This is a genomic window from Nocardioides sp. GCM10030259 (assembly GCF_042666375.1).
Classification (GTDB): Bacteria; Actinomycetota; Actinomycetes; order Propionibacteriales; family Nocardioidaceae; genus Nocardioides.
Map to the genome: position 1 here is coordinate 292,322 of NZ_JBHTDF010000018.1, position 22,822 is coordinate 315,143.

At 73.1% G+C, this 22,822-nt stretch carries 23 protein-coding genes; 9 read left to right on the forward strand and 14 right to left on the reverse strand.

What is annotated here, in order from left to right:
- Positions 1 to 3: 3 nt before the first annotated feature.
- Positions 4 to 372, reverse strand: coding sequence for a YciI family protein (locus tag ACFQQI_RS14505; protein WP_378564523.1), 369 nt, complete (start codon positions 370 to 372; stop codon positions 4 to 6).
- 112 nt (positions 373 to 484) lie between these two features.
- On the opposite strand from ACFQQI_RS14505, the gene ACFQQI_RS14510 reads away from it, so the two are divergent.
- Genes ACFQQI_RS14510 through ACFQQI_RS14520 form a run of 3 tightly spaced genes read left to right on the forward strand, consistent with a single transcriptional unit; the run spans position 485 to position 2,469 of the window.
- Entirely contained in the window at positions 485 to 1,102 is a 618-nt protein-coding gene (locus tag ACFQQI_RS14510; protein ID WP_378564526.1) for a maleylpyruvate isomerase N-terminal domain-containing protein, read from the forward strand.
- A gap of 4 nt (positions 1,103 to 1,106) precedes the next feature.
- Entirely contained in the window at positions 1,107 to 2,102 is a 996-nt protein-coding gene (locus tag ACFQQI_RS14515) for a glycoside hydrolase family 6 protein (protein ID WP_378564529.1), read from the forward strand.
- Between the two features lie 10 nt (positions 2,103 to 2,112).
- Entirely contained in the window at positions 2,113 to 2,469 is a 357-nt protein-coding gene (locus ACFQQI_RS14520; RefSeq protein ID WP_378564532.1) for a hypothetical protein, read from the forward strand.
- 248 nt (positions 2,470 to 2,717) lie between these two features.
- Here ACFQQI_RS14520 and ACFQQI_RS14525 read toward each other — a convergent pair whose 3' ends face one another.
- Positions 2,718 to 2,993, reverse strand: coding sequence for a DUF1905 domain-containing protein (locus ACFQQI_RS14525; RefSeq protein ID WP_378564534.1), 276 nt, complete (start codon positions 2,991 to 2,993; stop codon positions 2,718 to 2,720).
- Positions 2,994 to 3,047: 54 nt separating this feature from the next.
- Here ACFQQI_RS14525 and ACFQQI_RS14530 point away from each other — a divergent pair, with 54 nt between their 5' ends.
- On the forward strand, positions 3,048 to 4,355 hold the full coding sequence (locus ACFQQI_RS14530) for an MFS transporter (RefSeq protein ID WP_378564537.1): 1,308 nt from the start codon (positions 3,048 to 3,050) through the stop codon (positions 4,353 to 4,355).
- Positions 4,356 to 4,429: 74 nt separating this feature from the next.
- Here ACFQQI_RS14530 and ACFQQI_RS14535 read toward each other — a convergent pair whose 3' ends face one another.
- Positions 4,430 to 4,933, reverse strand: coding sequence for a DUF664 domain-containing protein (locus ACFQQI_RS14535; RefSeq protein WP_378564540.1), 504 nt, complete (start codon positions 4,931 to 4,933; stop codon positions 4,430 to 4,432).
- Positions 4,934 to 4,988: 55 nt separating this feature from the next.
- Here ACFQQI_RS14535 and ACFQQI_RS14540 point away from each other — a divergent pair, with 55 nt between their 5' ends.
- Together ACFQQI_RS14540 and ACFQQI_RS14545 are read left to right on the forward strand one after the other, a co-directional pair.
- Positions 4,989 to 5,459, forward strand: a complete 471-nt coding sequence (locus tag ACFQQI_RS14540) for a group II truncated hemoglobin (RefSeq protein ID WP_378564543.1) — start codon at positions 4,989 to 4,991, stop codon at positions 5,457 to 5,459.
- A gap of 249 nt (positions 5,460 to 5,708) precedes the next feature.
- A complete protein-coding gene (locus ACFQQI_RS14545) occupies positions 5,709 to 6,923 on the forward strand; it encodes an IS110 family transposase (protein WP_378564546.1) in 1,215 nt (404 codons plus the stop codon).
- Positions 6,924 to 6,933: 10 nt separating this feature from the next.
- On the opposite strand, the gene ACFQQI_RS14550 is transcribed toward ACFQQI_RS14545, so the two are convergent.
- The 5 genes from ACFQQI_RS14550 to ACFQQI_RS14570 form a co-directional block, all read right to left on the reverse strand.
- Positions 6,934 to 8,589 (reverse strand): DUF429 domain-containing protein, encoded by a 1,656-nt coding sequence (locus tag ACFQQI_RS14550; RefSeq protein ID WP_378564549.1) that lies wholly within the window; start codon positions 8,587 to 8,589, stop codon positions 6,934 to 6,936.
- A gap of 14 nt (positions 8,590 to 8,603) precedes the next feature.
- Entirely contained in the window at positions 8,604 to 9,122 is a 519-nt protein-coding gene (locus ACFQQI_RS14555) for a TetR/AcrR family transcriptional regulator (RefSeq protein WP_378564552.1), read from the reverse strand.
- 8 nt (positions 9,123 to 9,130) lie between these two features.
- Positions 9,131 to 10,312, reverse strand: coding sequence for a cytochrome P450 (locus tag ACFQQI_RS14560; RefSeq protein ID WP_378564555.1), 1,182 nt, complete (start codon positions 10,310 to 10,312; stop codon positions 9,131 to 9,133).
- A gap of 49 nt (positions 10,313 to 10,361) precedes the next feature.
- Positions 10,362 to 10,511: a hypothetical protein gene (locus tag ACFQQI_RS14565; RefSeq protein WP_378564558.1), complete on the reverse strand. Its 150-nt coding sequence runs from the start codon at positions 10,509 to 10,511 to the stop codon at positions 10,362 to 10,364.
- Between the two features lie 139 nt (positions 10,512 to 10,650).
- Positions 10,651 to 11,502 carry an SGNH/GDSL hydrolase family protein gene (locus ACFQQI_RS14570; RefSeq protein ID WP_378564560.1) on the reverse strand — a complete coding sequence of 284 codons (852 nt, stop codon included), beginning with the start codon at positions 11,500 to 11,502 and terminating at the stop codon, positions 10,651 to 10,653.
- A 157-nt stretch (positions 11,503 to 11,659) separates the two neighbouring features.
- On the opposite strand from ACFQQI_RS14570, the gene mptB reads away from it, so the two are divergent.
- The gene (gene mptB, locus ACFQQI_RS14575; RefSeq protein ID WP_378564562.1) at positions 11,660 to 13,174 is read left to right on the forward strand and encodes a polyprenol phosphomannose-dependent alpha 1,6 mannosyltransferase MptB; all 1,515 of its coding nucleotides are present in this window, start codon (positions 11,660 to 11,662) and stop codon (positions 13,172 to 13,174) included.
- On the opposite strand, the gene ACFQQI_RS14580 is transcribed toward mptB, so the two are convergent.
- The 5 genes from ACFQQI_RS14580 to ACFQQI_RS14600 form a co-directional block, all read right to left on the reverse strand.
- Positions 13,171 to 14,295 carry a glycosyltransferase gene (locus ACFQQI_RS14580; RefSeq protein WP_378564564.1) on the reverse strand — a complete coding sequence of 375 codons (1,125 nt, stop codon included), beginning with the start codon at positions 14,293 to 14,295 and terminating at the stop codon, positions 13,171 to 13,173. The two genes, mptB and ACFQQI_RS14580, sit on opposite strands and share 4 nt — an antisense overlap.
- Positions 14,295 to 15,416 (reverse strand): glycosyltransferase family 4 protein, encoded by a 1,122-nt coding sequence (locus ACFQQI_RS14585; RefSeq protein ID WP_378564567.1) that lies wholly within the window; start codon positions 15,414 to 15,416, stop codon positions 14,295 to 14,297. The genes ACFQQI_RS14580 and ACFQQI_RS14585 overlap by 1 nt, the downstream gene beginning before the upstream one ends.
- 160 nt (positions 15,417 to 15,576) lie before the next feature.
- Positions 15,577 to 16,503, reverse strand: coding sequence for a pseudouridine-5'-phosphate glycosidase (locus ACFQQI_RS14590; RefSeq protein WP_378564570.1), 927 nt, complete (start codon positions 16,501 to 16,503; stop codon positions 15,577 to 15,579).
- Positions 16,500 to 17,597 carry a PfkB family carbohydrate kinase gene (locus tag ACFQQI_RS14595; RefSeq protein WP_378564573.1) on the reverse strand — a complete coding sequence of 366 codons (1,098 nt, stop codon included), beginning with the start codon at positions 17,595 to 17,597 and terminating at the stop codon, positions 16,500 to 16,502. Before ACFQQI_RS14595 ends, ACFQQI_RS14590 begins: the two co-directional genes overlap by 4 nt.
- A 21-nt stretch (positions 17,598 to 17,618) precedes the next feature.
- Positions 17,619 to 18,839, reverse strand: a complete 1,221-nt coding sequence (locus ACFQQI_RS14600) for a YibE/F family protein (protein WP_378564575.1) — start codon at positions 18,837 to 18,839, stop codon at positions 17,619 to 17,621.
- A gap of 65 nt (positions 18,840 to 18,904) precedes the next feature.
- Between ACFQQI_RS14600 and ACFQQI_RS14605 the strand changes: the two genes are divergently transcribed.
- Positions 18,905 to 19,543 (forward strand): LysE family translocator, encoded by a 639-nt coding sequence (locus ACFQQI_RS14605; RefSeq protein ID WP_378564578.1) that lies wholly within the window; start codon positions 18,905 to 18,907, stop codon positions 19,541 to 19,543.
- Positions 19,544 to 19,657: 114 nt separating this feature from the next.
- Here the strand turns inward: ACFQQI_RS14605 and ACFQQI_RS14610 are convergent, their stop codons facing one another.
- Complete coding sequence (locus ACFQQI_RS14610) at positions 19,658 to 21,229, reverse strand: PucR family transcriptional regulator (RefSeq protein WP_378564581.1); 1,572 nt, start codon at positions 21,227 to 21,229, stop codon at positions 19,658 to 19,660.
- An 82-nt stretch (positions 21,230 to 21,311) separates the two neighbouring features.
- Here ACFQQI_RS14610 and ACFQQI_RS14615 point away from each other — a divergent pair, with 82 nt between their 5' ends.
- Entirely contained in the window at positions 21,312 to 22,817 is a 1,506-nt protein-coding gene (locus ACFQQI_RS14615; RefSeq protein ID WP_378564584.1) for a CoA-acylating methylmalonate-semialdehyde dehydrogenase, read from the forward strand.
- Positions 22,818 to 22,822 lie beyond the last annotated feature (5 nt).

Below are 22,822 nucleotides of genomic sequence, written 5' to 3' on the forward strand. Positions count from 1 at the left end.
CCGTCACGCCTCGGGCTCGTCCTGGAACGGCCGCACCTCGACGCGGCCGGCACACGCCTTCGACCCCTCGGCCGCCCACTTCAGGGCGGCGTCGAGGTCCGGCGCCTCAATCACCCAGAAGCCGCCGAGCCACTCCTTCGACTCGACGTACGGACCGTCGGTGATGACCGTCTCGGCACCCGTGTTGTCGACGGTGGTCGTGCTCCCGATCGGCAGCAGGCCGCCGGCGAAGACCCACGCGCCCTCGGCCCTGAGCTTCTCGTTGAACGTGTTCACCGCGTCGTAGAGCGGCTGGATCTCCTCCATCGTCATCCGGGACTGGGCGTCCTCGTCGGCCGCGGACCCGTTGACTGCGAGCAGGTACTGCGTCATGTGCTTCTCCTCCTGGGATGGGAGCCCCGGCGGCCCCTCACCCTCGCCACGAACGACTCCCCGGGGATACGACACCCTTCCGCAAAATTCTTTCGCCGCCTACCGTCTGACCATGACGGTCTCGGCGGCTGACGGTACGGCGATCTGGGGAGACCTCTACCGCGCGAACGTCGCGGCGATAGGTCGCCTGGCGGCCGACCTGGCCGACGAGCAGCTCGCCGAGTTCGTTCCGGCGACCCCGGCCTGGACGATCCACGACGTGCTCGCCCACCTCGCCGGCAGCCCGGCCGACCTCGTCACCGGACGGATGGACGGCGCGCCGCGACCGGAGTGGACGGCGCGCCACGTCTCCGAGCGCATGGGCACGCCGGTGGCCGACCTGACCGCGGAGCTGGAGTCGCACCAGGACGCGATCGTGGCGTCGACGATCGACAACCCGCGTCCGGCGCTCGCGTGGGACATCGCCGTGCACCACGCGGACCTGTCGGAGGCGCTCGGCCGCGGCGTGCTCCCCGAGGAGCTGTGGGCGCCCGTCGGTGCCGCCGTGGCGGCGATGAAGTTCGGCACGGCCGGTGTGCCGGAGGACCTCGACCCCTACGAGCTGTTCCGCGCCCTCTTCTCGCGGCGCTCCCGCGCGCAGATGCAGGCGTGGGGCCTCCCGCTGTCGGCCGACCAGCTCGACGACCTGTGCATGTTCGGCCCCCGCGAGGACGACCAGCCCGTACCCTGACCCGATGCTCCCTCGGTCCCTGGCGACGCGTGCGTGCACTGCGATCGCCACCCTCGCACTGGTCCTCGGTGCGCCGGCGCCCTCCGGTGCGGCGGTCGGCGCGCAGGCGAAGGACCCGCGCCGGACCCTCGGGCTCTTCGTCGACCCCAAGATGCCGGCGTACCAGCAGGGCGGCGTCTACCGGGACCGGATCGGCGAGGTCTCCCAGGCGTTCTGGGTGATCCCGGAGGCGTACTCCACCGATGGCGTGCGGGAGAAGGTCCTCGAGTACACCGGCGACGCCGCCGCGGCGCGGAAGACACCCGTGCTCACGATCTACGGCATCCCCGGCCGCGACTGCGGCCAGTACTCCTCCGGCAACCCGCTCAAGACCGCTGCGGAGTACCGCGGCTGGATCCGCCAGGTGGCCGCCGGGCTGCGGGGACAGAAGGCCCTCGTCGTCCTCGAGCCCGACGCGCTGCCGTTCTTCAGCAGCCCCGTCACGGTGTGCCCGACGAAGCCCGCCGGCTGGCGGGCCATGTTGCGGTTCGCGAGTCGCACGCTGAGCCGCACCGGCGCCTGGGTCTACCTCGACGCGGGCCACTCGAACTGGACGCCCCACGACACCCGGCCCGCCCAGCTCAAGGCCGCGGGCGTGAAGTTCGCGCGCGGCATCAGCATGAACGTCTCGAACTTCCGGCCCACCGCCGCCGAGAAGAAGTACGCCGCCGGCCTGCTCCGCGGCCTGCGCCGCCTCGGCGTGAAGGGCAAGCACTACGTCATCGACATCTCGCGCAACGGCGCGAAGCCGAGCGCCGACGGCCACGACGTCATCAACCCGACGTGGGCGCGGGTCGGCAAGCGGCCGAGGCTGGTCTTCCGCGGCGGGTTCGACGGCACCCTGTGGGTCAAGCACCCCGGCGAGTCCGACGGCTACGAGAACGGCGGCCCGTCATCCGGCGCCTGGTGCGACTTCCTGGCCGACCGGCTGCTCGGCCTTCCCGAGAGCGGCAGCTGCTGAGGAGCGCGCGATGGCGACGTACGAGGTCAACCCCGATGCGGTCGCGCACGCCCGCGCGCTGATCGACAAGAAGCAGTACGTCCTCGACAGCGACTGGGGCGCGGTGCAGCCCGCCGCCGACGCCCAGAACTCCTACCTCGAGCGGCACTCGTGGGAGGAGTACGCCGCCTGGCACCTCGGCCTCACCGAGGGCGCGAACGACGAGACGAAGGCGCGGTACGCATTTGTCTACGGCGACCTCCGACGCGTCCACCGCACCGGCCTGATCGCCTGCATCTACCGCGCCGCCGAGTGGCGCCACAAGGCGGTCGAGCGCGCGGCGTACGACCTGCTCCAGCGCCTCGACGAGGCCGCCGGGATCACCTGAGTCTGCGCCGGGCGGTGGTTTCGAGACGGGACTTCGTCCCTCCTCAACCACCGTCCTCGGTGGTTGAGGAAGGCACCCTGGCGCCTGTCTCGGGCTGCGTCGGGCGGTGGTTTCGAGACGGGACTCCGTCCCTCCTCAACCACCGTGCTCAGTGGTTGAGGAAGGCGCCCTGGCGCCTGTCTCGGGCCGCGTCGCGCGGTCCTCGGTGGTTGAGGAAGGCGCCCTGGCGCCTGTCTCGAAACCACCGATCACTTGATCCGCTCCTCGAGGTGCACCGTCACCGTGTCGCCCGCCTGCTTCCCGGACTCCACGCGGAGGGCGCCCTTGACCGGCAGCTTGTGGTTGCCGTCGCCGAGCGCCATGAACGAGCTCTCGAAAGGTACGCCGTCGACGGTGCCGCGCACCTTCACCAGGCCGCGCGTGCCGAAGTACGCCGCGGACTCGGGCCAGACCACGTACGTCCAGCCGCCCTTCGCGTCGCTCTGCCGGAGCACTGCCTCGAAGGTCACGTCGATGTCGGTCATGTCCTTCCGACCTTCGCGGGGAACAGGACTCATCGGTGACTAGGTTGGGGGATCGTGCGCGGACTCGGGGGTCGGATGGGGAGCCTGGTCGCCGACACCCGGCCCCTGCGCAACGAGCACTTCCGACGGCTGTGGGTGGCCAACATCGTCACGGTCGTCGGCGCCCAGCTGACCGTGGTCGCCGTACCGGCGCAGATCTACGACGTGACCGGCTCGTCGGCGTACGTCGGGCTCACCGGCATCTTCGGCCTGGTGCCGCTCGTGGTCTTCGGGCTGTGGGGCGGGGCGCTCGCCGACGTCTTCGACCGGCGCACGATGCTGATCGTCACCACAGTCGGCCTGATCGGCACCAGCGCGCTCTTCTGGCTCCAGGCCGCGCTCGGCAACGGCAACGTGTGGCTGCTGCTCGGGCTGTTCTCGGTGCAACAGGCGTTCTTCGCGGTCAACCAGCCGACGCGGAGCGCGATCCTGCCCAAGCTCCTGCCGCTGAGCCTGCTGCCCGCGGCCAACTCGCTGAACATGACGATCTTCCAGGCGGGCGCGATCGGCGGACCGCTCGTCGCGGGTGTGCTGATCCCGGTGTTCGGCTACGAATGGCTCTACCTGATCGACACGGTCACGCTGTTCGCGACGCTCGGCGCGGTCGTGCGGCTGCCGCGGCTGCCGGTCGAGGGGCCGACGACCAGCCCGGGGCTGCGGTCGGTGCTCGAGGGCTTCCGCTACCTCGCCGGTCACCCGGTGCTGCTGATGTCCTTCGTCGTGGACCTCATCGCGATGATCTTCGGGATGCCGAGGGCACTCTTCCCCGAGATCGCGCACGTCTCCTTCGGCGGGCCCGACGAGGGCGGCCTCGTCTTCGCGCTGCTCTTCGCCGCGATCCCGGCCGGCGCGGTGATCGGCGGCGTCTTCTCCGGCTGGGTGTCCCGCATCGAGCGGCAGGGGTACGCCGTGATCGTCTGCATCCTCGTCTGGGGTGTCGCGATGACCGGGTTCGGCGTCGCCGTCGGGCTCGCGGAGCACTGGGCGACGGCGATGCTGGCCATCGCCCTGCTGATGCTCGTGATCGGCGGGGCGGCCGACATGGCCTCCGCGGCGTTCCGCACCTCGATGCTGCAGAGCGCGGCCACCGACGCGGTGCGCGGCCGGCTGCAGGGTGTCTTCATCGTGGTCGTCGCCGGTGGCCCGCGGATCGCCGACGTCGTGCACGGCGCGGGCGCTGCGATGGTCGGCACCGCCGCCGCTGCTGCGGGTGGTGGCGTCCTGGTGGTGGTCGGCACGGTCGTGGCGGCGATCGCCGTGCCGTCGTTCGTGCGCTACAAGGTCGGAGCCGCCGCTGTCCGAGCTCGCGAGGGCAGCGAGTAGCGGCGAAGGTTGAGGAGCGTCGGCTCGGACCGGAGCGCAGCGACGGACCGAGTGACGCGTCTCGAAACCCGGGCTCAGGCGCCGAGCAGACCGCGTAGGTACGCCGCCTGGCCGACGTGCTGGGCGGCGTCGTCGGCCACGCTGACGAGCCGGACGCCGCGGGTGACGGGCGGGTCCCAGTTGCGGTCGACGACCTCGTCGAGGTCGCCGTCGCCCAGCGTCTGCAGGTAGGCGACCGTCGCCTCGTGGGCTGCCCGGAGGTAGCCGGCGAGCAGCCCGGCGCTCGCGCGCACCCGGGCGACCTGGTCGCTGGAGTGGCCGTAGCCGTGGTCGCGCGGGTCGAGGTCGAGGCCGAACCTCTCGACCCAGCCCTGACTCGCCCACACCTCGTCGGTGCCGGCGAGCGGCGCGATCTGCGAGTCCTGCTCGCGCGCGGCGTGCCAGACCAGCCAGGCGATGGAGTTGGCGTGGGGCGTCGGGCGCTCGGCGAGCTGGTCCTCGGTGAGGCCGTCGACCGCGGCCAGCCCGTTCTCGAGGGCGCGCTCGAAGAAGTCGATGAACACGTCTGTCGGTGTCATGCCGCGACGCTAAACCCTGTCGCCGACGTCCGGGAGCGGTGGCAGCATCGTCGCCATGGCCGACGAGGTGCCGACACTCTTCGCGTGGGCGGGTGGCCGCGACGCGGTCCGCCGCTTCATCGACCGCTTCTACGACCGGGTCGAGGGCGACGAGCTGCTCGCCGCGTTCTTCCCCGGCGGCGTCTCCGAGGAGCACCGCGACCACGTCACGACCTGGTGGTCGGAGGTGCTCGGCGGCCCGGACGACTACACCCGGCTGCTGGGCGGGTACGAGCGGATGCTCAGCCACCACCTCGGTCTCGGCATCACGCCCGAGCAGCGACACCGGTTCGCGGCCACGATGAGCCTCGCCGCCGACGACGCCGACCTGCCGGCCGATCCGGAGTTCCGCGCCGCGCTGCTCGGGTACGTCGAGTGGGGCACCCGCATCGCGATGGCCAACTCGCAGGAGGACGCCGACGTCGTCCGGCACGCCCCGGTGCCGCGGTGGGGCTGGGGCGTCGCGCCGCCGTACCAGCCGGACTGAGTGTCACTGGTGGACCGTAGGTCCTAGACAGGCGTATGCCTTGTCTGCACCCCGGTGCCGCCAGGTCACTGCCGAACTGAGCGAGTCCCGTCTCGGTGAGGACCTGCCTGACAGTTGCAGGGCGTGGTGGCCCGGGACGTGCAGACCGGCCATAGGGCTTTGCACCGCGAGTGCCGCAGTGACCAACCGGCCGTCACGTCCCGGGGCCGGAGTGCTGATTCCGTGAGCTATACGGAAGGAGCACTACTCATGGAGGCTACGCCCACTTTCGCCGGGATCGACTGGTCCTGGCAGCATCACGCGCTGTGCATCGTCGATGACGGCGGTGAGCGCGTCGAGGAGGCCACCGTCCCGCACTCCAAGCCGGGACTGGCGAAGATCGCCACGCTTCTGACCCGCCACGGTGTCCACCGTGTCGGCATCGAACGCGGTGACGGACCCGTGGTCGAGCACCTGATTCGCTGCGGGTTCGAGGTCGTGGTGATCTCAGCCCGACAGGTGAAGTCGCTGCGCGCCCGATACGGGTCCGCTGGCAACAAGGACGACCGGTTCGACGCCTTCGTCCTGGCCGACGCACTGCGCACCGACGCCGGCCGCTGGGCGGTCGTGCAGCCCGATAGCGATCAGACGATCGCGCTGCGAATGATGGTGCGCGCCCGCCACGACCTGATTGACCACCGGATCGCGGTGCACAACCAGCTGCTCGCCGTGTTGCAGCACAACTTCCCTGGCGCGATCGGGCTGTTCAGCCAACTCGACATCCCGATCAGTCTGGCGTTCCTGCACCGCTTCCCGACCGAAGCCAAGGCCGCGTGGTTGTCCCAGCTGCGCATGGCTCACTGGCTCAAGGCCAACGGCTACTGCGGCCGCCAGACCGCTGGCGAACTAGTCGACCACCTGGGCGAGGCCGCCACCGGACGGGTCACCGGGCCAGCCGCCGAAGCCAGCGAACTGGTTGTGCTCACCTTGGTTGACCTGCTCACCACGATCCGCGCCCACCAGACGGCCCTCGAGACGCGGATCAAGGAAGCGCTCCTGACACACCCCGACGGCCCGATCTTCCAGTCCCTTCCGCGCGCCGGGACCGTCCGCGCCGCGACCCTGCTCGCCGAGATCGGCGACTGCCGTGCCCGATTCCCCGATGCCCAAGCACTCGCGGCCGCAGCCGGCGTGGCCCCATCGACCCGACAGTCCGGCAAACACCTCAACGTGGCCTACCGGCGCGGATGCAACAAGCCATTACGAGCCGCCTTGGTCGACTGGGCACAAGACACACCACGCGCCAACGCCTGGGCACGCGACACCTATGGCCGCGCCCGCGCCCGCGGCTGCCGCCACCCACACGCAGCGAGGATCCTGGCCCAAAGCTGGACCAGGATCCTATGGCGCTGCTGGCACGACCAAGTGCCCTACAACCCCGACCTACACGGCCGGCTCAGCACCCTCCTTCAGGAGGCTGCTTGACATAGGGCTGTCAGGAGCGCATCCGCTCCAGCCGAGCCTGCAGCAGCGGCACCCGGTGGGCGTTTCCGGGCAGCTCGACGTACCTCTCGCCGTACGCCGCGAGCAGGGCGTCGTCGAGGCGCCGGACCGCGCCGGGCGGGTACTTGTAGGCCATCGCCTCGTCGATCTCGGCGGGCCCGAGGGTGGCGGAGGCGAGCTCGTTGCCGAGCTCGCCGAGCGTGGTGATGCCGAGCTCACCGAGGAGGTCGACGATCCAGGCGTAGTGATCGGTGCGGGACCACTCGGCGTCGGGGTACTGGCCGGCGAGGTACGCCGCGAGCTCGCGCGCGCTGATGCCGACGGCGGCGGTGTCGGGTCCCTCGACCGCGGTGCCGCGCAGGCGCTCACGGATCGTCGTGAACTCCTCGTCGGCGAGCTCCAGCAGCCCGGCCGCGAGCGTGAATCGCCGGTCGAAGTCGACGACGTGCTCCGCGGGCACCGAGCCCTTGTAGCGGATGTCGTGCTCGAACTCCGCCCAGGCGTGCTGCAGCACGGTTCGCACCTGCACCTGGGCGACCCGCCCGTCGTCGCGGGCGACCTGCAGGTGGCGGCTGGCGTAGCCGAAGCGGCCCTGGCGCGCGGTCTCCCGCCCGAGGTCGCGGTCGTCGAGGATCTCGAGCTGGGTGCCCAGGACGTCGGCCACCGCGGCGACGTCGGCGCGCACGTACGTGATCACCCGGACCCCGACCTGGTCGCCGATCTCCGTCAGCGGGTCGGTGTAGGCGGGCACGCCGTCGACGAGCCGCGCGGCCTTCGCGGCGAACGACTCGACGCGCTTCGCGCGCCCGGTCACCGACAGGTAGTTGATGCCGGCCTCGTCGAGGATCGACGTCACCTGCGCGACGTACTCGTCGGCGACCCTGACCAGGTCGGGGTGCCGCAGCGCGTACTCGTCGACCGCACGGCGGATGTCGCCGTGGGTGTCGAGCAGCCTCGGGGTGACGATGTAGCCCTGCTCGAAGGAGCCGTACGTCGTCATCCGCGCCGGCCAGCGGTGCGCCATCAGCGCGACGTACGCGCACACGACGGCGTCGACCTGGTCCTCCGCACGGCCGAGCTCGCTCTTGCGCGTCGCCTCCTCGACCTGGGTGCGCAGCGCGCGCCAGGTCGGGTCGGGCGGGACCAGCCGCTCGACGTGGTCCATCAGCAGCAGCAGCTCCGCGCGCAGCGAGTCGATGGTGCGGCCGCGCTTGTCCTTGTACTTCAGGGTCTTCGAGAGGTTGAACAGCACGATGGTCGCGGGGTGCGGGTAGACCTCGATCGCCCGACGCTGGCGTCCCGAGCGCGGGTCCATGTCGAGGCCGAGCAGCTTGCAGACCTTCGCGCCGCGCGGCCCGTCGGCCATCTCGGGCTTCCCGAGGTTGGTCGGGTGCGCGCCGGCCTCGAACTGGTGGAAGTCCCTGTTGAGCTCCTGCTCCGCGACCCGGGAGCCGGTGGGGTTGGTGACGACCAGGGGCGCGTCGATGCCGACGAGGCAGGCGCCCTCGACGTACGCCGCGAGCACGTCGCGGATCTCCTCGTCGGTGTGGACGCTGGAGAGGTGCACGAGGTGGCCGTCGACGTCGAGGACGGCCAGGCCGGTGCGCTGCCGTTGACCCCAGGCGAGGTCGATGCCCACGTAGAACATGCGTAGAGGGTGCCCTATCTGCGGCCGTCGAGGACGCCGGGCACGACGTACCTCTCGAGCAGCGCGCGCTCGTCGGCCTCATCGCGGCCGGGCACGATCAGCAGGGAGACGATCACCCGGACCAGCCACTGGGCGGTGTCGGCGTCGCCCGCGGCGCGGAGGCCGAGGCCCTCGATGACCTCGTCGGAGAGGGCGAGCTCGGCCGTGGTCCCGGCGTCGGCCCGGCCGAACCACGCCACCAGCTCGGGTGACTCCCGGACCAGGCGAACGGCGGTGAGGATCGCCGCGGTCAGCCGCTCGGCCGGCTCCCGGACCGGCGCGGTCTCGACGGCGACCCGGACGCCGATGTCGCGGGCGGCCCGCCGGATGAACGCGCGGTGCAGCGCGTGCCGGTCCTCGAAGTAGCGGTAGAGCGTGGCGCGGGAGCACCCGGCCGCGCGGGCGATCTCGCCCATCCCGACGGCCTCGACCCCCTGCTCGGCGAAGAGTCCTGCTGCCGCGTCGAGCATCCGCTCCGCCTGGTCGATCTCCACGGGCACGATCATGCCGTGGTCCGGAACGGCACCGTCGAGGGCCTCCGGACGTACGGCCCGGGCGCCCACGCGACGCCGTCGAGGTCGACGGCGAAGTCGGGGCAGCGGGCGAGCAGCTCCTCGAGCGCGACCCGAGCCTGCATCCGCGCGGCCGCGGCGCCGAGGCAATGGTGGCTGCCCTGGCTGAACGTGAGCAGCTGCCCGGGGTTGCGGCGTACGTCGAGCTCGTCGGCGTCGGGCCCGTAGCGGCGCGGGTCGCGGTTGGCGGCGCCGTACAGCAGCAGCACGCGGCGGCCCTCCGGGATGGTGACCCCGTGCAGCTCGACGTCGGTCGTGGTGGTGCGGGCGAGCCCCTGCACCGGGCTGGTCAGGCGGAGCAGCTCCTCGACCGCCGGCCCGATCAGCCCGGGGTCGTCGAGCAGCAGCTTGCGCTGGCCACGGTGCTCCTCGAGCAGCTGCACGGAGCCGCCGAGCATCCCGGTGGTCGTGTCGTTGCCGCCGGTGACGACCGCGAACACGTAGGCGAGGATCGACAGCACGCCGGCGTCGTCGTCGCCCACGCCGGCCGCGACCAGGTGGGAGACGGTGTCGTCGCCGGGCTCACGGCGGCGGCGGTCGACGAGCTCAGCGAAGTAGCCCATCATCTCGCTCACCGCGGTCGTGGCGTCGGTGATCGCGCCCGCCGAGCTCGCGGCGACGATCGCGTGCGTCCAGTCGTCGAAGCGCTCGCGGTCGCCCTCCGGGACGCCGAGATAGTGCGCGACGACCATCGTCGGCAGCGGCTTGAAGAGCTCCGCGACGATGTCGCCACCGCCGGCGGAGCGCAGCCGCTCGACGCGGTCGACGACGAAGGACCGCACCTGCGGCTCGATCGTGCGCACCTGCCGTGGGGTGAACCCCCGCGCGACCAGCTTGCGGAACGCCGTGTGGTCGGGCGGGTCGAGCATCACCAGCGGCCGGTTGTCGGCGAGGCCGATCCGGGCGAGCTCGTCGTACTCGACGGTGAGGCCCTGCGCCGAGGAGTACGTCGCGGTGTCGACCGCGGCCGCGAGGACGTCGGCGTGCCGGGAGAGCACGTAGTAGTCGCGACCGCCCGGACGGTCGACGTGGTGCACCGGGTCGTGGTCGCGCAGGTCGGCGTACATCGGCCACGGGCGGGCCCAGGTGTCAGGGGTGGCCGGGCGGTACACGCGACCAACGATGAGACAAATTCTCCGATTTGTCCAACGCCGCCGCTGGTCAGTGCCCGGCGCGCACCAGCGCCGCGCGGGCGTTGCGGGCGGCGTTCTGGGCGCGACGGGCGCGGCGGCTCCGCGCGGCCCGGTCGTGCGACGCGGCGTGCAGCGCGTGGTCGATGGCGATCGCGGGGTTGATGCTGAGCGGGTTCATGACTGCCTTCTCGGGAGGGTGCGTGGTCGATCTCGTGGCAGTCCACGCTCCCCGATGAGGCGCTGCCCAGACATCGGGAGGAGGCCGTATCCCGCGGTCAGATACGTCGTCGGCGACGACTTCTGAGGTTCCTCAGGGCCTACTGCTGCGGATCCGGTCGCTCCGGGGGCACCGGCGCGTGGTGCCCGAACGGCACCTCGTCGGCGTACCCCAGCGCTGCGAGCACGCTCGGCAGCATCGCCTTGGCCGTGCGACGGTAGCCGGCGCCGGACGGGTGGAAGCGGTCGAGGGCGAACATCTCGTCGGGCTGGGTGATGAAGAACGGCCCCACGACCTCGGCCAGCGAGACCGCGTGCCCGCCGAGCTCGGTGGTCACGTCGCGCTGGACGGCGGCCAGCTGCCGCGACGCGCGGGAGCCCAGGCTGCGCAGCGGCTGCGGCAGCGGGCGTAGCGCACCGAGGTCCGGGCAGGTGCCGACGACGACGCCGGCGCCGAGGTCCCGCAGCGCCCGCACCGCGTCGCCGAGGTGCCTGCGGGACTCGGCGACGCGCACCCGGTGGGTGATGTCGTTGCCGCCGACCACGATCACCGCGACATCGGGGGCGTACGACGGGGGCAGCGTCGCCAGCTGGGCGGCGAGGTCCGAGGTCTCGGCGCCCACGACGGCCGCCGTGTGCAGCCGCACCGCGCGCTGGGTGGCCTTAGCGAGCCGCCGGGCGACCTGGTGGCCGAGCGTGTCCTTGACCCGGTCGGCGCCGAGCCCGGCCGCGATCGAGTCGCCGACCAGGAGCAGCTCGATCGGGTCGCCGTACTTCTTCTTGTAGACGCGGTCGTCGCGGAACGCGACCTCGCCGAGCGGCTTCCCGATCACGGCGCGCGCGGCGCTGGCCTGGCGCCGCAGCGCGTACGCCGAGGCGGCGACCGCCGCGGTCGTCCCGCTCGCCATGACGGCCGCACCCATCCCCATCCGTCGCCACACCCGTCCGGACATGGCGGCAGCGCACCACGGGCGGCGTACGGGACGCGCACGGGCGGGCGGACGGCGGGTGACGCGGGGGTGAAGGCGCCGCCCGGGTCGTCACCGGCACGTGGCGCGACGTTCACGGCGTCGTCGGCTCCCGGGCGGGCGCTCTCCCTAGGTTGACCGCGTGTTGTCCCGTGGCGCGCTGGGGTCGGTGCTGGTCCTCGTCGGTGGCCTCGTCACCCAGGCGCTGCCGGGGACGAGCCCGGTTGCCGAGGCACCGCTGCTCGAACCGCTCCGGGAGGCGCAGGCGGGCCGGATGGCCGGCCTCGTCGTCGTGGTCGCCGGACTCGCGCTGCTCGGCTCCGCCTGGCTGCGGCTGCTGACGCGGACCCACCCGGACACGGGACTGCCGGTGGCCGTGCGCCAGCGGCAGGTGCACGCGGCCGCCGCGGCTTGGAGCCTGCCGCTGCTGGTGGCGCCCCCGCTCTTCAGCCGGGACGGGTGGAGCTACGCCGCGCAGGGAGCGCTGACCCACCTCGGGCTGTCGCCGTACGTCTGGACCCCGAGCATCCTCGACGGGCAGATCCGGGAGGCCGTCGACCCGATCTGGTGGCACACGCCGGCGCCGTACGGCCCGCTGCCGCTCGCGTGGGGCTCCGGGATCGCGGCCATCACCGACAACCCCTGGATGATGGTGGTCGGCCACCGCCTGCTCGCGCTGCTCGGGCTCATCGTCCTCGCGTGGGCCGTGCCCCGGCTGGCCCGCGCCGGTGGCGCCGATCCCGCGCGGGCGGCCGCCATCGCGCTCGCCTCCCCGCTCACCATCGCGCACGGCGTCGGCGGGCTGCACAACGACCTGGCGATGGCCGCGCTGATGGCCGCCGCCCTCGCACTGGCGCTGGACCGCTGGTGGCTGCTCGGCGCGGTGCTGGCCGGGACCGCAGCGGCCGTGAAGCTCCCGGGCGGCCTCGTCGGCATCGGCGTCGCGCTGGTGTCGCTGCCGGTCGCCGCGTCCCTGCTGCCGCGGATGCGACGGCTCGCGACCGTGGCCGTCGTCGCGGTGGGCGTGCTGTTCGGCCTCGGCGTCGTGGTCGGCGTCGGCCACGGCTGGGTGGACGCGCTCGGCACCCCGGCGGCCGTGCCCACGCCCCTGTCGCTCACTACCCAGCTCGGCCTGCTCACCGGGCAGACCTCCGTCGTCCGCGGGCTCGGGCTCGCGCTGGTCGCCGGCGGCATCGTGTGGGTCGCGCTCCGCGGCCGCACGGGTGACGCCGCCAGCTCCGTCCGGGACATGGCGATCCTCTCGACCGCCCTCGTCGTGCTGAGCCCGGCCGTGCGCGAGTGGTACCTGCTCTGGCCGCTGCCGTTCCTCGCCGCGGTCGCGTGGCGGCGGCCGATCGAGCAGCTCGTGCGCGACCTCGCGCTGGTGCTCGGGATCGCCGCACCGCTGGACTCCTCGTTGCGCGGCGCGCCCGCCGAGATCGTGGTCGTCGTCGCGCTGGTGGTGCTGACGGTGGTCCGGCTGCGGACTCAGGACGTGTCGAGGGAGGCTCGGCCGTCGCGAGCGTCGCATCCAGTGCGTGGCTGGCGAGGCGGAGGAGGGAGGCGGGACGGAGTCCCGGCGACCGACGACAACGAAGTCCAGACGCGTGCTGGGGCGGCGCGCAGCAGGCCACGGCCTCCCTCGACGCGTCCCTAGGCGGGCAGGACCACCCGCGCGGAGGACTCACGGGCGGCGGCGTGAACGTCGAGCATCTGCTCGACGGTGCTGCGCCACGGGAAGGTCTCGGCCCGCTGCCGCGCGGCGTCACGCGTGACCCGGACCGGCCGGGACGCCAGCCGCAGCACGGCATCGGCGAGCGAGGCGGCGTCCGGGCGGCCCCAGTCGCCGCACCTGTCGTCGACGAGCTCCCGCGCGCCGCCGACGTCGGCGGTGACGACGGGGGTCCCGCAGGCCAGCGCTTCGAGCACCGCGAGCCCGAACGTCTCGGCGGGGCAGACCGACAGCGCCACGTCGGCGCGGGCGATGCGCGCGGCCAGGTGGGCTCGGCTGGCGACGTGTCCGTGGAACACCACGGGCGCCGAGCCGGCGATCCGCTCGAGCTCGTCGCGGTGCGGCCCCGCGCCGTACACGTCGAGGCGGAGGGGTACGCCGCGGCGGTGCAGCTCGACGGCGGTCGCGACCGCGAGGTGCGGGCTCTTCTCCCGCGAGAGCCGGCCGACGTGCACGAGCCGGAGCGGGCCGATCCGGCGGTCGTGTGAGGCCGGACGGAAGTTCTCGAGGTCCACGCCGAGCGACACGCGGTGGATCGGCGTGCCGGCCCGGGCGGCCGGCGTCGCGAACTCACCGAGGGCGTAGTCGGAGGTGACGACGATCGCGTCGAAGCGGCGCACGAGGACGCGGTTCAGCACCGCGACCGACGCGACCGACGTCGTCGCCCGTCCCGTCCGCAGGGCGAGCATCGCGTCGAGGCGCTCGTGGGAGAAGAGCACCGACCGGACGTCGTTGCGGCGCGCCCAGCCGGTCACCGGCAGGAGGGTCGACTTGTCCGAGACCTCGACCGAGGTGGGCGCGAACTCGTCGAGCGCCTCGGTCACGCGCCACGGCTCGACGATCAGCCGGTAGCCGCCACCGACCCGCGGGGCCCGCAGCTGCAGCACGTCGCCGTGCTCGGTGGTCAGGCGCGCGTCGCGGGAGCCGGGTACGACGAGCAGCCGCTCGACGCCGGCCTCGACGTACCCCTGCCCGAGCGCGGCCACCGCGTTCTTCATGCCCCCGGAGGTGGGCCCGACGAAGTTCGCGAGCTGGGCGATCCGCATCAGGCGGCCACCGCCGGGCGCTCGAGCACGCCGCGGTAGTGGACGTCGGCGAGCTCGTGCACCACCGCGGCCCAGGTGCGGCCGCGCACCCCGGCGCGGGCCCGGTCGGCGAGGTCGCGACGCCGGCCGGCCGCGGCCAGCAGCTCGGCGACGCAGGCGCGCAGGGAGCCCAGGTCGGTGTGGTCGAAGAGCAGGCCGGTGCGGCCGTGGTCGACGAGGTCGACCGGGCCTCCGGCGGCGGGCGCCACCACCGGCACGCCGCTGGCCTGCGCCTCCTGGATCGTCTGGCAGAACGTCTCGCTGTCGCCGGTGTGCACGAACACGTCGAGCGACGCGAACGCCTCCGCCAGCTCGGCCCCACGCAGCATCCCGGTGAACACGGCGCCGGGCAATTGGCGCTCGAGCTCCGCCCGGGCCGGGCCGTCGCCGATCACGACGAGCTGGACGCCGGGCAGGCCGGCCACGACGGCCAGCCGGTGCACCTGCTTCTCGTGGGCGAGGCGACCGACGTACCCGACCGCCACCCGGCAGCCGTCGGTCCAGCGCCCGTGCAGCTCGCGGCTGCGTCGCGCCGGGTCGAAGAGGTCCAGCGCGATGCCGCGGCGCCACAGGTGCAGGTCGGTCACCCCCAGGGCGGCCAGCTGGTCGCGGGACGCCGTGGACGGGACCAGGGTGCGGTCCACCCGTCGGTGCAGCCGGCCCATCCAGCGATCGACCACCGAGTCGATCACCATGTCAGCACGGGCGTACTGCCTGGCGAACCCGGCGATGTCGGTCTGGTAGACCGCGACGGTCGGGACGCCGAGCCGGCGCGCGGCGCGCAGCCCGACCACGCCGAGCGCGATCGGGGAGGCGAGGTGCACCAGGTCGGGACCGAACCGGTCGAGGCTGCGACCGACGGCCGCGTCGGGGAGGCCGATCGGGAAGGACCGGTAGCCCGGCATGCCCACCGAGCGGACCCGGACCACCGGGACCCCCTCGTGGTGGGCCGGGCCGGCCCCGGGCGCGACGACGAGCACCTCGTGCCCCGCAGCACCCAGCTCGTCGACGACGTGCCGGACGGTGTTGGAGACGCCGTTGACCTGAGGCAGGAAGGACTCGGTCACGATCGCGACGCGCATGCCTCCACGCTGTTCGGCGCGGGTGAACGGGTGGTGACGGCACCGGGAGGGTCGTGCGAAGACCGGGCGGTGGTTTCGAGACGGTTGCTAGCGCAACCTCCTCAACCACCGGCCCGCGGTGGTTGAGGAAGGCGCGCCAGCGCCTGTCTCGAAACCACCCTCAACCACCGAGGCCGGCGTACGCCGCGGCGACGGCCGCACCGAGGCGGGCGTTGTGGCGCACCAGCGCGATGTTGGCGGTCAGGGAGGCGCCGCCGGTGATCTCGACGATGCGGCCGAGGAGGTACGGCGTGGCGTCCTTGCCGTGGATGCCGAGCCGGTCCATGTCGGCCAGCGCCTGGTCGATGATCACGCCGATCTCGTCGGCGGGGATCTCGTCCTCGGCCGGGATCGGGTTGGCGATGACGATGCCGCCGTCGATGCCGAGGTCCCACTTCGCGCGCATCACGGCCGCCACCTCCGCGCCGCCGTCGACGCGCATCGGGGCGCCGAAGCCGCTGGAGCGCGAGTAGAACGACGGGAACTCGTCGCTGCCGTTGACCAGCACCGGCACGCCGAGCGTCTCGAGGGTCTCGAGGGTGAGGCCGATGTCGAGGATCGACTTCACGCCGGCGGAGACCACGGCGACCGAGGTCTGGCCGAGCTCGGTGAGGTCGGCGCTGACGTCGAAGGTCTGCTGCGCGCCGCGGTGCACGCCGCCGAGGCCGCCGGTCACGAACACCCGGATGCCCGCCATCGCGGCCACCCGCATCGTCGCGGCGACGGTCGTGGCGCCGTGGGCGCCGCGCGCCACGACGTACGGGAGGTCGCGGACGCTGACCTTCGTGACGTCGTCGTCGCTGGCGAGCAGCTCGAGCTGCTCGGGCGACAGGCCGACGCACACCCGGCCGCCGAGGATCGCGATCGTCGCCGGCGTCGCGCCGTGCTCGCGGACGATGCCCTCGACCTCGGTGGCCATGGCGACGTTCTGCGGGTACGGCATGCCGTGGCTGATGATCGTGCTCTCCAGGGCGACGACCGGGCGGCCCTCGGCGAGCGCGTCCGCGACCTCGGGCGCGAGCTGGAGGGCGGGGTGCGGGGTGGTCATGCGGTGGTGCTCCTGACGAGTCGGTCGGTGAGGTCGGGCCGGACGGTGTGCGCGCTGGCGACGGTGAGGGCGGCGGCCGCGTGGCCGTACGCCGCGGCCTCGGCCGGTTCGGTCCCGTCGAGCAGGGCGTGGCAGAAGGCGGCGAGCATCGCGTCGCCGGCGCCGGTGACGTCGACGACCTCGGCTGGTAGGGCGGCGAGGCTGGTCGTCCCGTCGGGACCGCTGAGCAGCGAGCCGTCGGCACCCAGCCGCACCCAGACGTGCTCGACGCCGCGGTCGTGCAGGACCCGGGCGGCCCTCTCGACCTGCCGGGCGGTGCGCGTGGGCAGGCCGGTGAGCGCGCCGAGCTCGTCACGGTTGGGCGTGACCACGTGGATGGGGTGGTCCTTCGTCACCAACGGCGCGAGCGCCGCCGCCTTCGGCACGCTCACCGGCTCCAGCACGACCCGCGCTCCGGCCGCGGCGGCCAGGTCGAGGGCGAGAGCGAGCGTCGGGGTGGCGAGGTTGCCGTCCAGGACGACCAGCGCGGCGGCGGCGAGCAGGTCCCGAGCGCCGTCGACGTGCTCGGAGGTGAGCCCGTCGGTCGCGGCCATGTCGGCCACGGCGACGACGAGCTCGCCGTCGGCGTCCAGCACGGCGGTGTAGGTGCCGGTCGACCGGGCGCTCCGGCGTACGTGCTCGACGTGGACCCCGGCTCCGGACGTCGCCGAGAGGACCTGGTCGCCGAGCGCGTCGGCTCCCACGGCGGCGACCAGGTGGGTCCTGGTGCCGAGCCGGGCGAGGTTCTCGGCGACGTTGCGGCCCACGCCCCCGGCCGACATCGTCGCGGTGCCCGGGTTGCTCGTCGCCGCCACGACGGCGCTGCGGCTGCGCGCCTTGACGTCCATGTTGGCGCCGCCGACGACCACGACCGACCGCTGCTCGCTGAGCACGTAGCCGCGACCGAGGATCACGCCCTTCTTGCCGAGGTTCGACAGGTGGACGTTGACGGCGGCGCGCGTGGTGCCGAGCTCACGGGCGATGCCGGCCGACCCGATCATGGGGTCCCGGCGCAGCAGCGCGACGACGGCGCGCTCCAGCTCGGTCAGGCTCATGCTTGTCAGCATAAGCCAGCCTCATTCGGACAAGTCCACCGGGATCCACGCGCCGGCCACGACCAGGGTCGCGATGGCCGTGGTGAGGGGCACCGCCAGCACGAGGCCGATGCTGCTGGCGAGGGTGCGGACGAGCTCCTGGGTGATGTCCTCGGTGGTGAGCAGGTCGCCCACCGGGAGGCCGTAGATCTGGAGCACCAGCAGCACCGTGAGGGCCGTGCCGGCGTACGCGAAGACGATCGTGTAGATCGTCGACGCGATGTGGTCGCGTCCGATCCGCATGCCGCTCGCGAACAGCTCGGGTCGCCCCATGGACGGTGACGCCGCCCGGATCTCCCAGACGGCCGACGACTGGGTGATCGTGACGTCGTTGAGGACGCCGAGCCCCGCGATCAGCACGGCGCACGCGAAGAGGCTCTGGAAGTCGAGGCCGCCCGCCAGCGCCTGCAGGATCCCGGCCTGCTCGTCGGCGACGCCGGTCAGCCGGGCGGCCGAGGTGGCCACCACCCCGATGCCCGCGGTGACGAGCACCCCGACGATGGTGCCGGCCAGGGCGGAGCTGGTGCGCAGGGAGACGCCGTGCGTCGAGTAGAGGACGACGAACAGGATCACCGTGGCGCCCGTCAGGCCGACGGCGACGCCGGAGCCGCCGGTGAGCAGGGCCGGCAGCACGAACTTCCAGATCACCAACCCGCTGAACACCAGGCCGAGCAGCGCGAAGAAGCCGCGCCACCGGGCCACGAGGAGCACCAGTCCGACGAACGCGAGCGCGAGCACCATCAGGGGCGTGGAGCGCTCCGTGCCGAAGTAGGAGTACGCCGCGTCGCCGCCGTCCTGGCCCGGCGTGCGCTGGACCTTGATCCGGTCGCCGGGGGCCAGGCCGGAGTCCATGACGTGCGGGGGGACGTTGACGGTGACCGTCTCCCCCTCGCCGGCTCCGGCGTCCACCGTCACCCGGAGGGTGCCGCAGTCGCTGTCCGTGCCGACCTCGTCGGCGGCGCACGGCCGGCCGACCTCGTCGATGGTCGCGGTCGGGAAGGTGACCCCTTCCACGGCGAACGGAGCGCCCTCCTTGATCCGGTCGATCTCGCCGCCGTCGGGCCAGAGCACGACCAGCCCGACGACCGCGGCGACCAGGGCGACCGCGAGCGACGTCAGCAGCGCCAGCCGGGGCCCGCGCGCGACCTGGAGGCCTGCGTCGCCACCGGCCCGGTGCGACCCGTGCGAGTGACCGGCCCCCATGGGTTCATCTTTACGGATGGACAAACCGGATGCTCCGGCGGGAGGGCCGGACCACAATGGTCGACATGCCCACGACCAGCCAGTGGCTCGCCTTCCTGGTGGCGAGCGTGCTCTTCGTCGAGCTCCCTGGACCAAGCCTGCTCTTCACGATCGGCCGCGCCCTGACGGTCGGTCGCCGCGACGCCCTGCTCTCGGTCGTCGGCAACGCGCTGGGCGTGACCGTGCAGGTGCTCCTCGTCGCCGTCGGCCTCGGTGCGGTCGTCGCTGCGAGCGCCCAGGCCTACACCGCGCTGAAGATCGTGGGCGCGGCGTACGTCGTGTGGCTCGGCATCCAGGCGATCCGGCACCGCGCCGACGCGCGGGCCAGCCTCGGTGCGGTCGACGTCACGGTCGCGCGGGCGTCGGCGCGCCGCTCCCTGCGGATCGGCTTCACCGTCGGGGTCACGAACCCGAAGACCATCGTGTTCTTCGTGGCGTTCCTGCCGCAGTTCGTCAACGAGTCGGCCGGTCACACCGGCCTCCAGCTCGCGCTGCTCGGTGTCGTCTTCGGCGCGATGGCGCTCTGCTCCGACAGCCTGTGGGCGATCGCGGCGGGCCGGGCGCGGGACTGGTTCGCCCGCCGGCCGCAGCGTCTCGACACGCTCGGCGTCGCCGGCGGCGTCATGATGATCGGCCTCGGCGCGACGATGGCCGCCACGGAGTAGCCGGCACGTCATCCACGTGCCGGAGCCGCACTTCTGTCGAGGAACTCGTGCTCCCGTCGTGCAACTGCAGCCGAGAAGATCGAGATTCACCGGGTACCCGGTGAATCTCGACGGCTACAGGCTGCGCCCCTGGTCGTAGGCCAGCAGCGCCACGCCGAGGGACAGCCGCGAGCCGGGGTCGTCGAGCGGGTGACCGACCAGCTCCTCGAGCCGGCGCAGCGCGGGGTAGAGCGAGGTGCGGTTGCGGCCGGCGACCCGGGCCAGCTCGGTCTTGTTGCCGCCGACGGCGAGGAACTGCCGCAGCAGGTCGACCAGCCCCCCGCCGTGCCGCGCCTCGTGCTCGAGCAGCCGGCCGAGCTCGGCCTCGGCGAACTCCTGCAGCCGGGCATCCTGGCGCAGCGACATCAGCAGGCCGGGCAGCCGGATGTCCGCCTGGCGCACGCACCCGTCGACGCCCGGCATCGTCGCCGCGACGTCGGCGACCGCCCGGGCCGACCGCAGCGACGCGGCGGCGGCAAGCACGCGCGGGACCGGCTGACCGGCGGCGAGGACGGCGTCGGGCTCGCGGGCGACCAGTTCGCGGGCGATGCGGTCGAGCACCGAGTCGTCGGCGACCAGCAGCCCGACGTGCCCGGCGTCGAGCGCTCCGACCAGGGCCGGCGCCTCCCCCACCGCGGCCACGACCTGCTCGCTCAGCGCCGCCAGCCGTCGGTGCGCGGCGTCCACCTCGGCGGGCACGTCGGAGCGCAGGCGCGCCACTGACCCGACGTACGCCGTCGAGCCCGGCACCCCGAGCGCGCGCAGCCGCGCGGCGGCGACCGGTTCCGCGCCGAGACGGTCGTCGAGCAGGTCGAGGAGGAAGCCTCCGTGCACGCGCAGCTGGATCGCCGTGTCGTCGCGGTCGATCATCCGGCCGAGCTCGAGCGCCTGCGCCAGGCGCTCGACGACCAGCCGCGCCCGCGCCTCGTCGCGCACGGCAGTGACCACGACCCGCCCCCACGCGCCGCCCTGGATGCCGACCGGTGTCGACAGCCACGACTCCGGCCCGCTGCGGGCCGTCGCCCGCGCGAACGGCGTCAGCCGGGAGCGGCGCTCCCAGTCGGTGAGCAGCCGGTCGACCGGCTCGCCACGCGCGGCCGCGACCAGCACCCGCCGCGACAGGTCCTCGAGCACGACCGACCCGCCGGCCAGGTCGGCCGCCGCCTCGACCAGCCGGCCCATCGGCGCGCGGGCCAGTCCCAGCTCCGTGAAGGTCTGGTGCACGTCGCCCGCGAACCGCACCTCCTCGAACTGCTCCGCCACGATCGCCCGGTGCACCTGCTCGGTCACCTCGACGAAGCGCACGCCCCGGTTGAGCGCCACCACCGGGAACCCGGCCGCCCGCGCCCGGCGCAGCGCCGGCTCCGGCACGGAGGGATACGCCGCGCTGAGCTCGATCACCAGCCCGGCGGCTCCGACCTCGACGAGCTGCCGCACGAAGTCGTCGGACGCGTCCGCCGACGCGGCCATGCCGAGGCCGGTCGTCAGCACCAGCTCGTCCCCGGCGAGCATCGCGCCGATGTCGCGCACCTCGGAGACGTGCACCCAGCGGAGCACCGCGTCGAGACCGGACTCGCCGCCGAGCACGACCGGGTCGCCCGCGGCGAGCACGGGCAGCGCGAGCGCCTCGCGGACGGTGACCGGCATGCGACGTACTGTCCCACAACACTGTTATGAAGCGACAGGTCGTCCCTCGCGCACCGGCGGATGCCGCGGCACGATGAGCGGCATGGACACGGCAATGCAGACCATCCCGCACTGGATCGACGGCCGGGCCCACCCCGGCTCCGGCGCGAGGGCCGGCGACGTCACCAACCCCGCGACCGGGCAGGTGACCGGCCGGGTCGCGTTCGCCGGCCCCGAGGAGATCGAGGCCGCGGTCGCCTCGGCGAGGAAGGCGTCGGTCGACTGGGCGCGCACCTCGGTCAGCGCGCGGACGCAGGTGGTCTTCCGGTTCCGCGAGCTGCTGAACTCCCGCAAGGAGGAGCTCGCCGCGATCATCACGGCCGAGCACGGCAAGGTGCGCTCCGACGCGCTGGGCGAGGTGTCCCGCGGCCAGGAGGTCGTCGAGTTCGCGTGCGGCATCCCGCACCTGCTCAAGGGCGGCAGCTCACCGCAGGTCTCCAGCGGCGTCGACGTCCACTCGATCCGGCAGCCGCTCGGCGTGGTGGGCATCATCAGCCCGTTCAACTTCCCCGCGATGGTCCCGATGTGGTTCTTCCCCATCGCGATCGCCGCCGGCAACGCGGTGGTGCTGAAGCCCAGCGAGAAGGACCCGTCCGCCTCGATCTGGATGGCCGAGCTCTGGCGCGAGGCGGGCCTCCCCGACGGCGTCTTCACCGTGCTCCAGGGCGACAAGGTCGCGGTCGACGGGCTGCTCGACCACCCGGACGTCGCGTCGATCAGCTTCGTCGGCTCGACCCCGATCGCCGAGTACGTCTACGAGCGCGCCGGCCGCGCCGGCAAGCGGGTGCAGGCCCTCGGCGGCGCCAAGAACCACATGGTCGTGCTGCCCGACGCCGACCTCGACCTGGCCGCGGACGCCGCGGTCAGCGCCGGCTTCGGCTCGGCCGGCGAGCGGTGCATGGCGATCAGCGTCGTCGTCGCGGTCGGCGACACCGGCGACGCGCTGGTCGAGAAGATCGCCGAGCGCACCCGCACGCTGAAGATCGGCGACGGGGCCAGGGACACGGACATGGGGCCCCTGGTCACCGAGGTGCACCGTGACAAGGTCGCGTCGTACGTCGACGCCGGCGAGTCCGAGGGCGCGACCCTGGTCGTCGACGGGCGCAAGGTCGACGCCGACGGCGCGAACGACGGCTTCTGGCTCGGCCCCACGCTCTTCGACCACGTCGCCCCGTCGATGAGCATCTACACCGACGAGATCTTCGGCCCGGTGCTCAGCGTCGTGCGCGCGGACACCTACCAGGAGGCGCTCGACCTGGTGAACGCCAACAAGTACGGAAACGGCACCGCGATCTTCACCGGCAACGGCGGCGCGGCCCGCGCGTTCGAGACCGACGTGCAGGTCGGCATGATCGGCGTCAACGTGCCGATCCCGGTGCCGATGGCCTACTACTCCTTCGGCGGCTGGAAGGCGTCGCTCTTCGGCGACGCCCACGCCCACGGCACCGAGGGCGTGCACTTCTTCACCCGGGGCAAGGTCGTCACGACCCGCTGGCCCGACCCCGCGACCGCCGGCGGCCTCGAGCTCGCCTTCCCCCGGAATCACTGAGAAGA

Excerpts from the sequence above, each read along its gene's own strand:
- ACFQQI_RS14540 (WP_378564543.1), top strand. The coding sequence starts at position 4,989 with ATGGCCGACGAGGTGCCGACACTCTTCGCGTGGGCGGGTGGCCGCGAC.
- ACFQQI_RS14565 (WP_378564558.1), bottom strand. The coding sequence starts at position 10,511 with ATGAACCCGCTCAGCATCAACCCCGCGATCGCCATCGACCACGCGCTG.
- ACFQQI_RS14605 (WP_378564578.1), top strand. The coding sequence starts at position 18,905 with ATGCCCACGACCAGCCAGTGGCTCGCCTTCCTGGTGGCGAGCGTGCTC.
- ACFQQI_RS14510 (WP_378564526.1), top strand. The coding sequence starts at position 485 with ATGACGGTCTCGGCGGCTGACGGTACGGCGATCTGGGGAGACCTCTAC.
- ACFQQI_RS14545 (WP_378564546.1), top strand. The coding sequence starts at position 5,709 with ATGGAGGCTACGCCCACTTTCGCCGGGATCGACTGGTCCTGGCAGCAT.
- ACFQQI_RS14520 (WP_378564532.1), top strand. The coding sequence starts at position 2,113 with ATGGCGACGTACGAGGTCAACCCCGATGCGGTCGCGCACGCCCGCGCG.
- ACFQQI_RS14535 (WP_378564540.1), bottom strand. The coding sequence starts at position 4,933 with ATGACACCGACAGACGTGTTCATCGACTTCTTCGAGCGCGCCCTCGAG.
- ACFQQI_RS14585 (WP_378564567.1), bottom strand. The coding sequence starts at position 15,416 with ATGCGCGTCGCGATCGTGACCGAGTCCTTCCTGCCTCAGGTCAACGGC.
- ACFQQI_RS14610 (WP_378564581.1), bottom strand. The coding sequence starts at position 21,229 with ATGCCGGTCACCGTCCGCGAGGCGCTCGCGCTGCCCGTGCTCGCCGCG.
- ACFQQI_RS14550 (WP_378564549.1), bottom strand. The coding sequence starts at position 8,589 with ATGTTCTACGTGGGCATCGACCTCGCCTGGGGTCAACGGCAGCGCACC.
- ACFQQI_RS14590 (WP_378564570.1), bottom strand. The coding sequence starts at position 16,503 with ATGACCACCCCGCACCCCGCCCTCCAGCTCGCGCCCGAGGTCGCGGAC.
- ACFQQI_RS14615 (WP_378564584.1), top strand. The coding sequence starts at position 21,312 with ATGGACACGGCAATGCAGACCATCCCGCACTGGATCGACGGCCGGGCC.
- ACFQQI_RS14580 (WP_378564564.1), bottom strand. The coding sequence starts at position 14,295 with ATGCGGATCGCCCAGCTCGCGAACTTCGTCGGGCCCACCTCCGGGGGC.
- ACFQQI_RS14515 (WP_378564529.1), top strand. The coding sequence starts at position 1,107 with ATGCTCCCTCGGTCCCTGGCGACGCGTGCGTGCACTGCGATCGCCACC.
- ACFQQI_RS14600 (WP_378564575.1), bottom strand. The coding sequence starts at position 18,839 with ATGGGGGCCGGTCACTCGCACGGGTCGCACCGGGCCGGTGGCGACGCA.
- ACFQQI_RS14570 (WP_378564560.1), bottom strand. The coding sequence starts at position 11,502 with ATGTCCGGACGGGTGTGGCGACGGATGGGGATGGGTGCGGCCGTCATG.
- ACFQQI_RS14505 (WP_378564523.1), bottom strand. The coding sequence starts at position 372 with ATGACGCAGTACCTGCTCGCAGTCAACGGGTCCGCGGCCGACGAGGAC.
- ACFQQI_RS14525 (WP_378564534.1), bottom strand. The coding sequence starts at position 2,993 with ATGACCGACATCGACGTGACCTTCGAGGCAGTGCTCCGGCAGAGCGAC.
- ACFQQI_RS14595 (WP_378564573.1), bottom strand. The coding sequence starts at position 17,597 with ATGAGCCTGACCGAGCTGGAGCGCGCCGTCGTCGCGCTGCTGCGCCGG.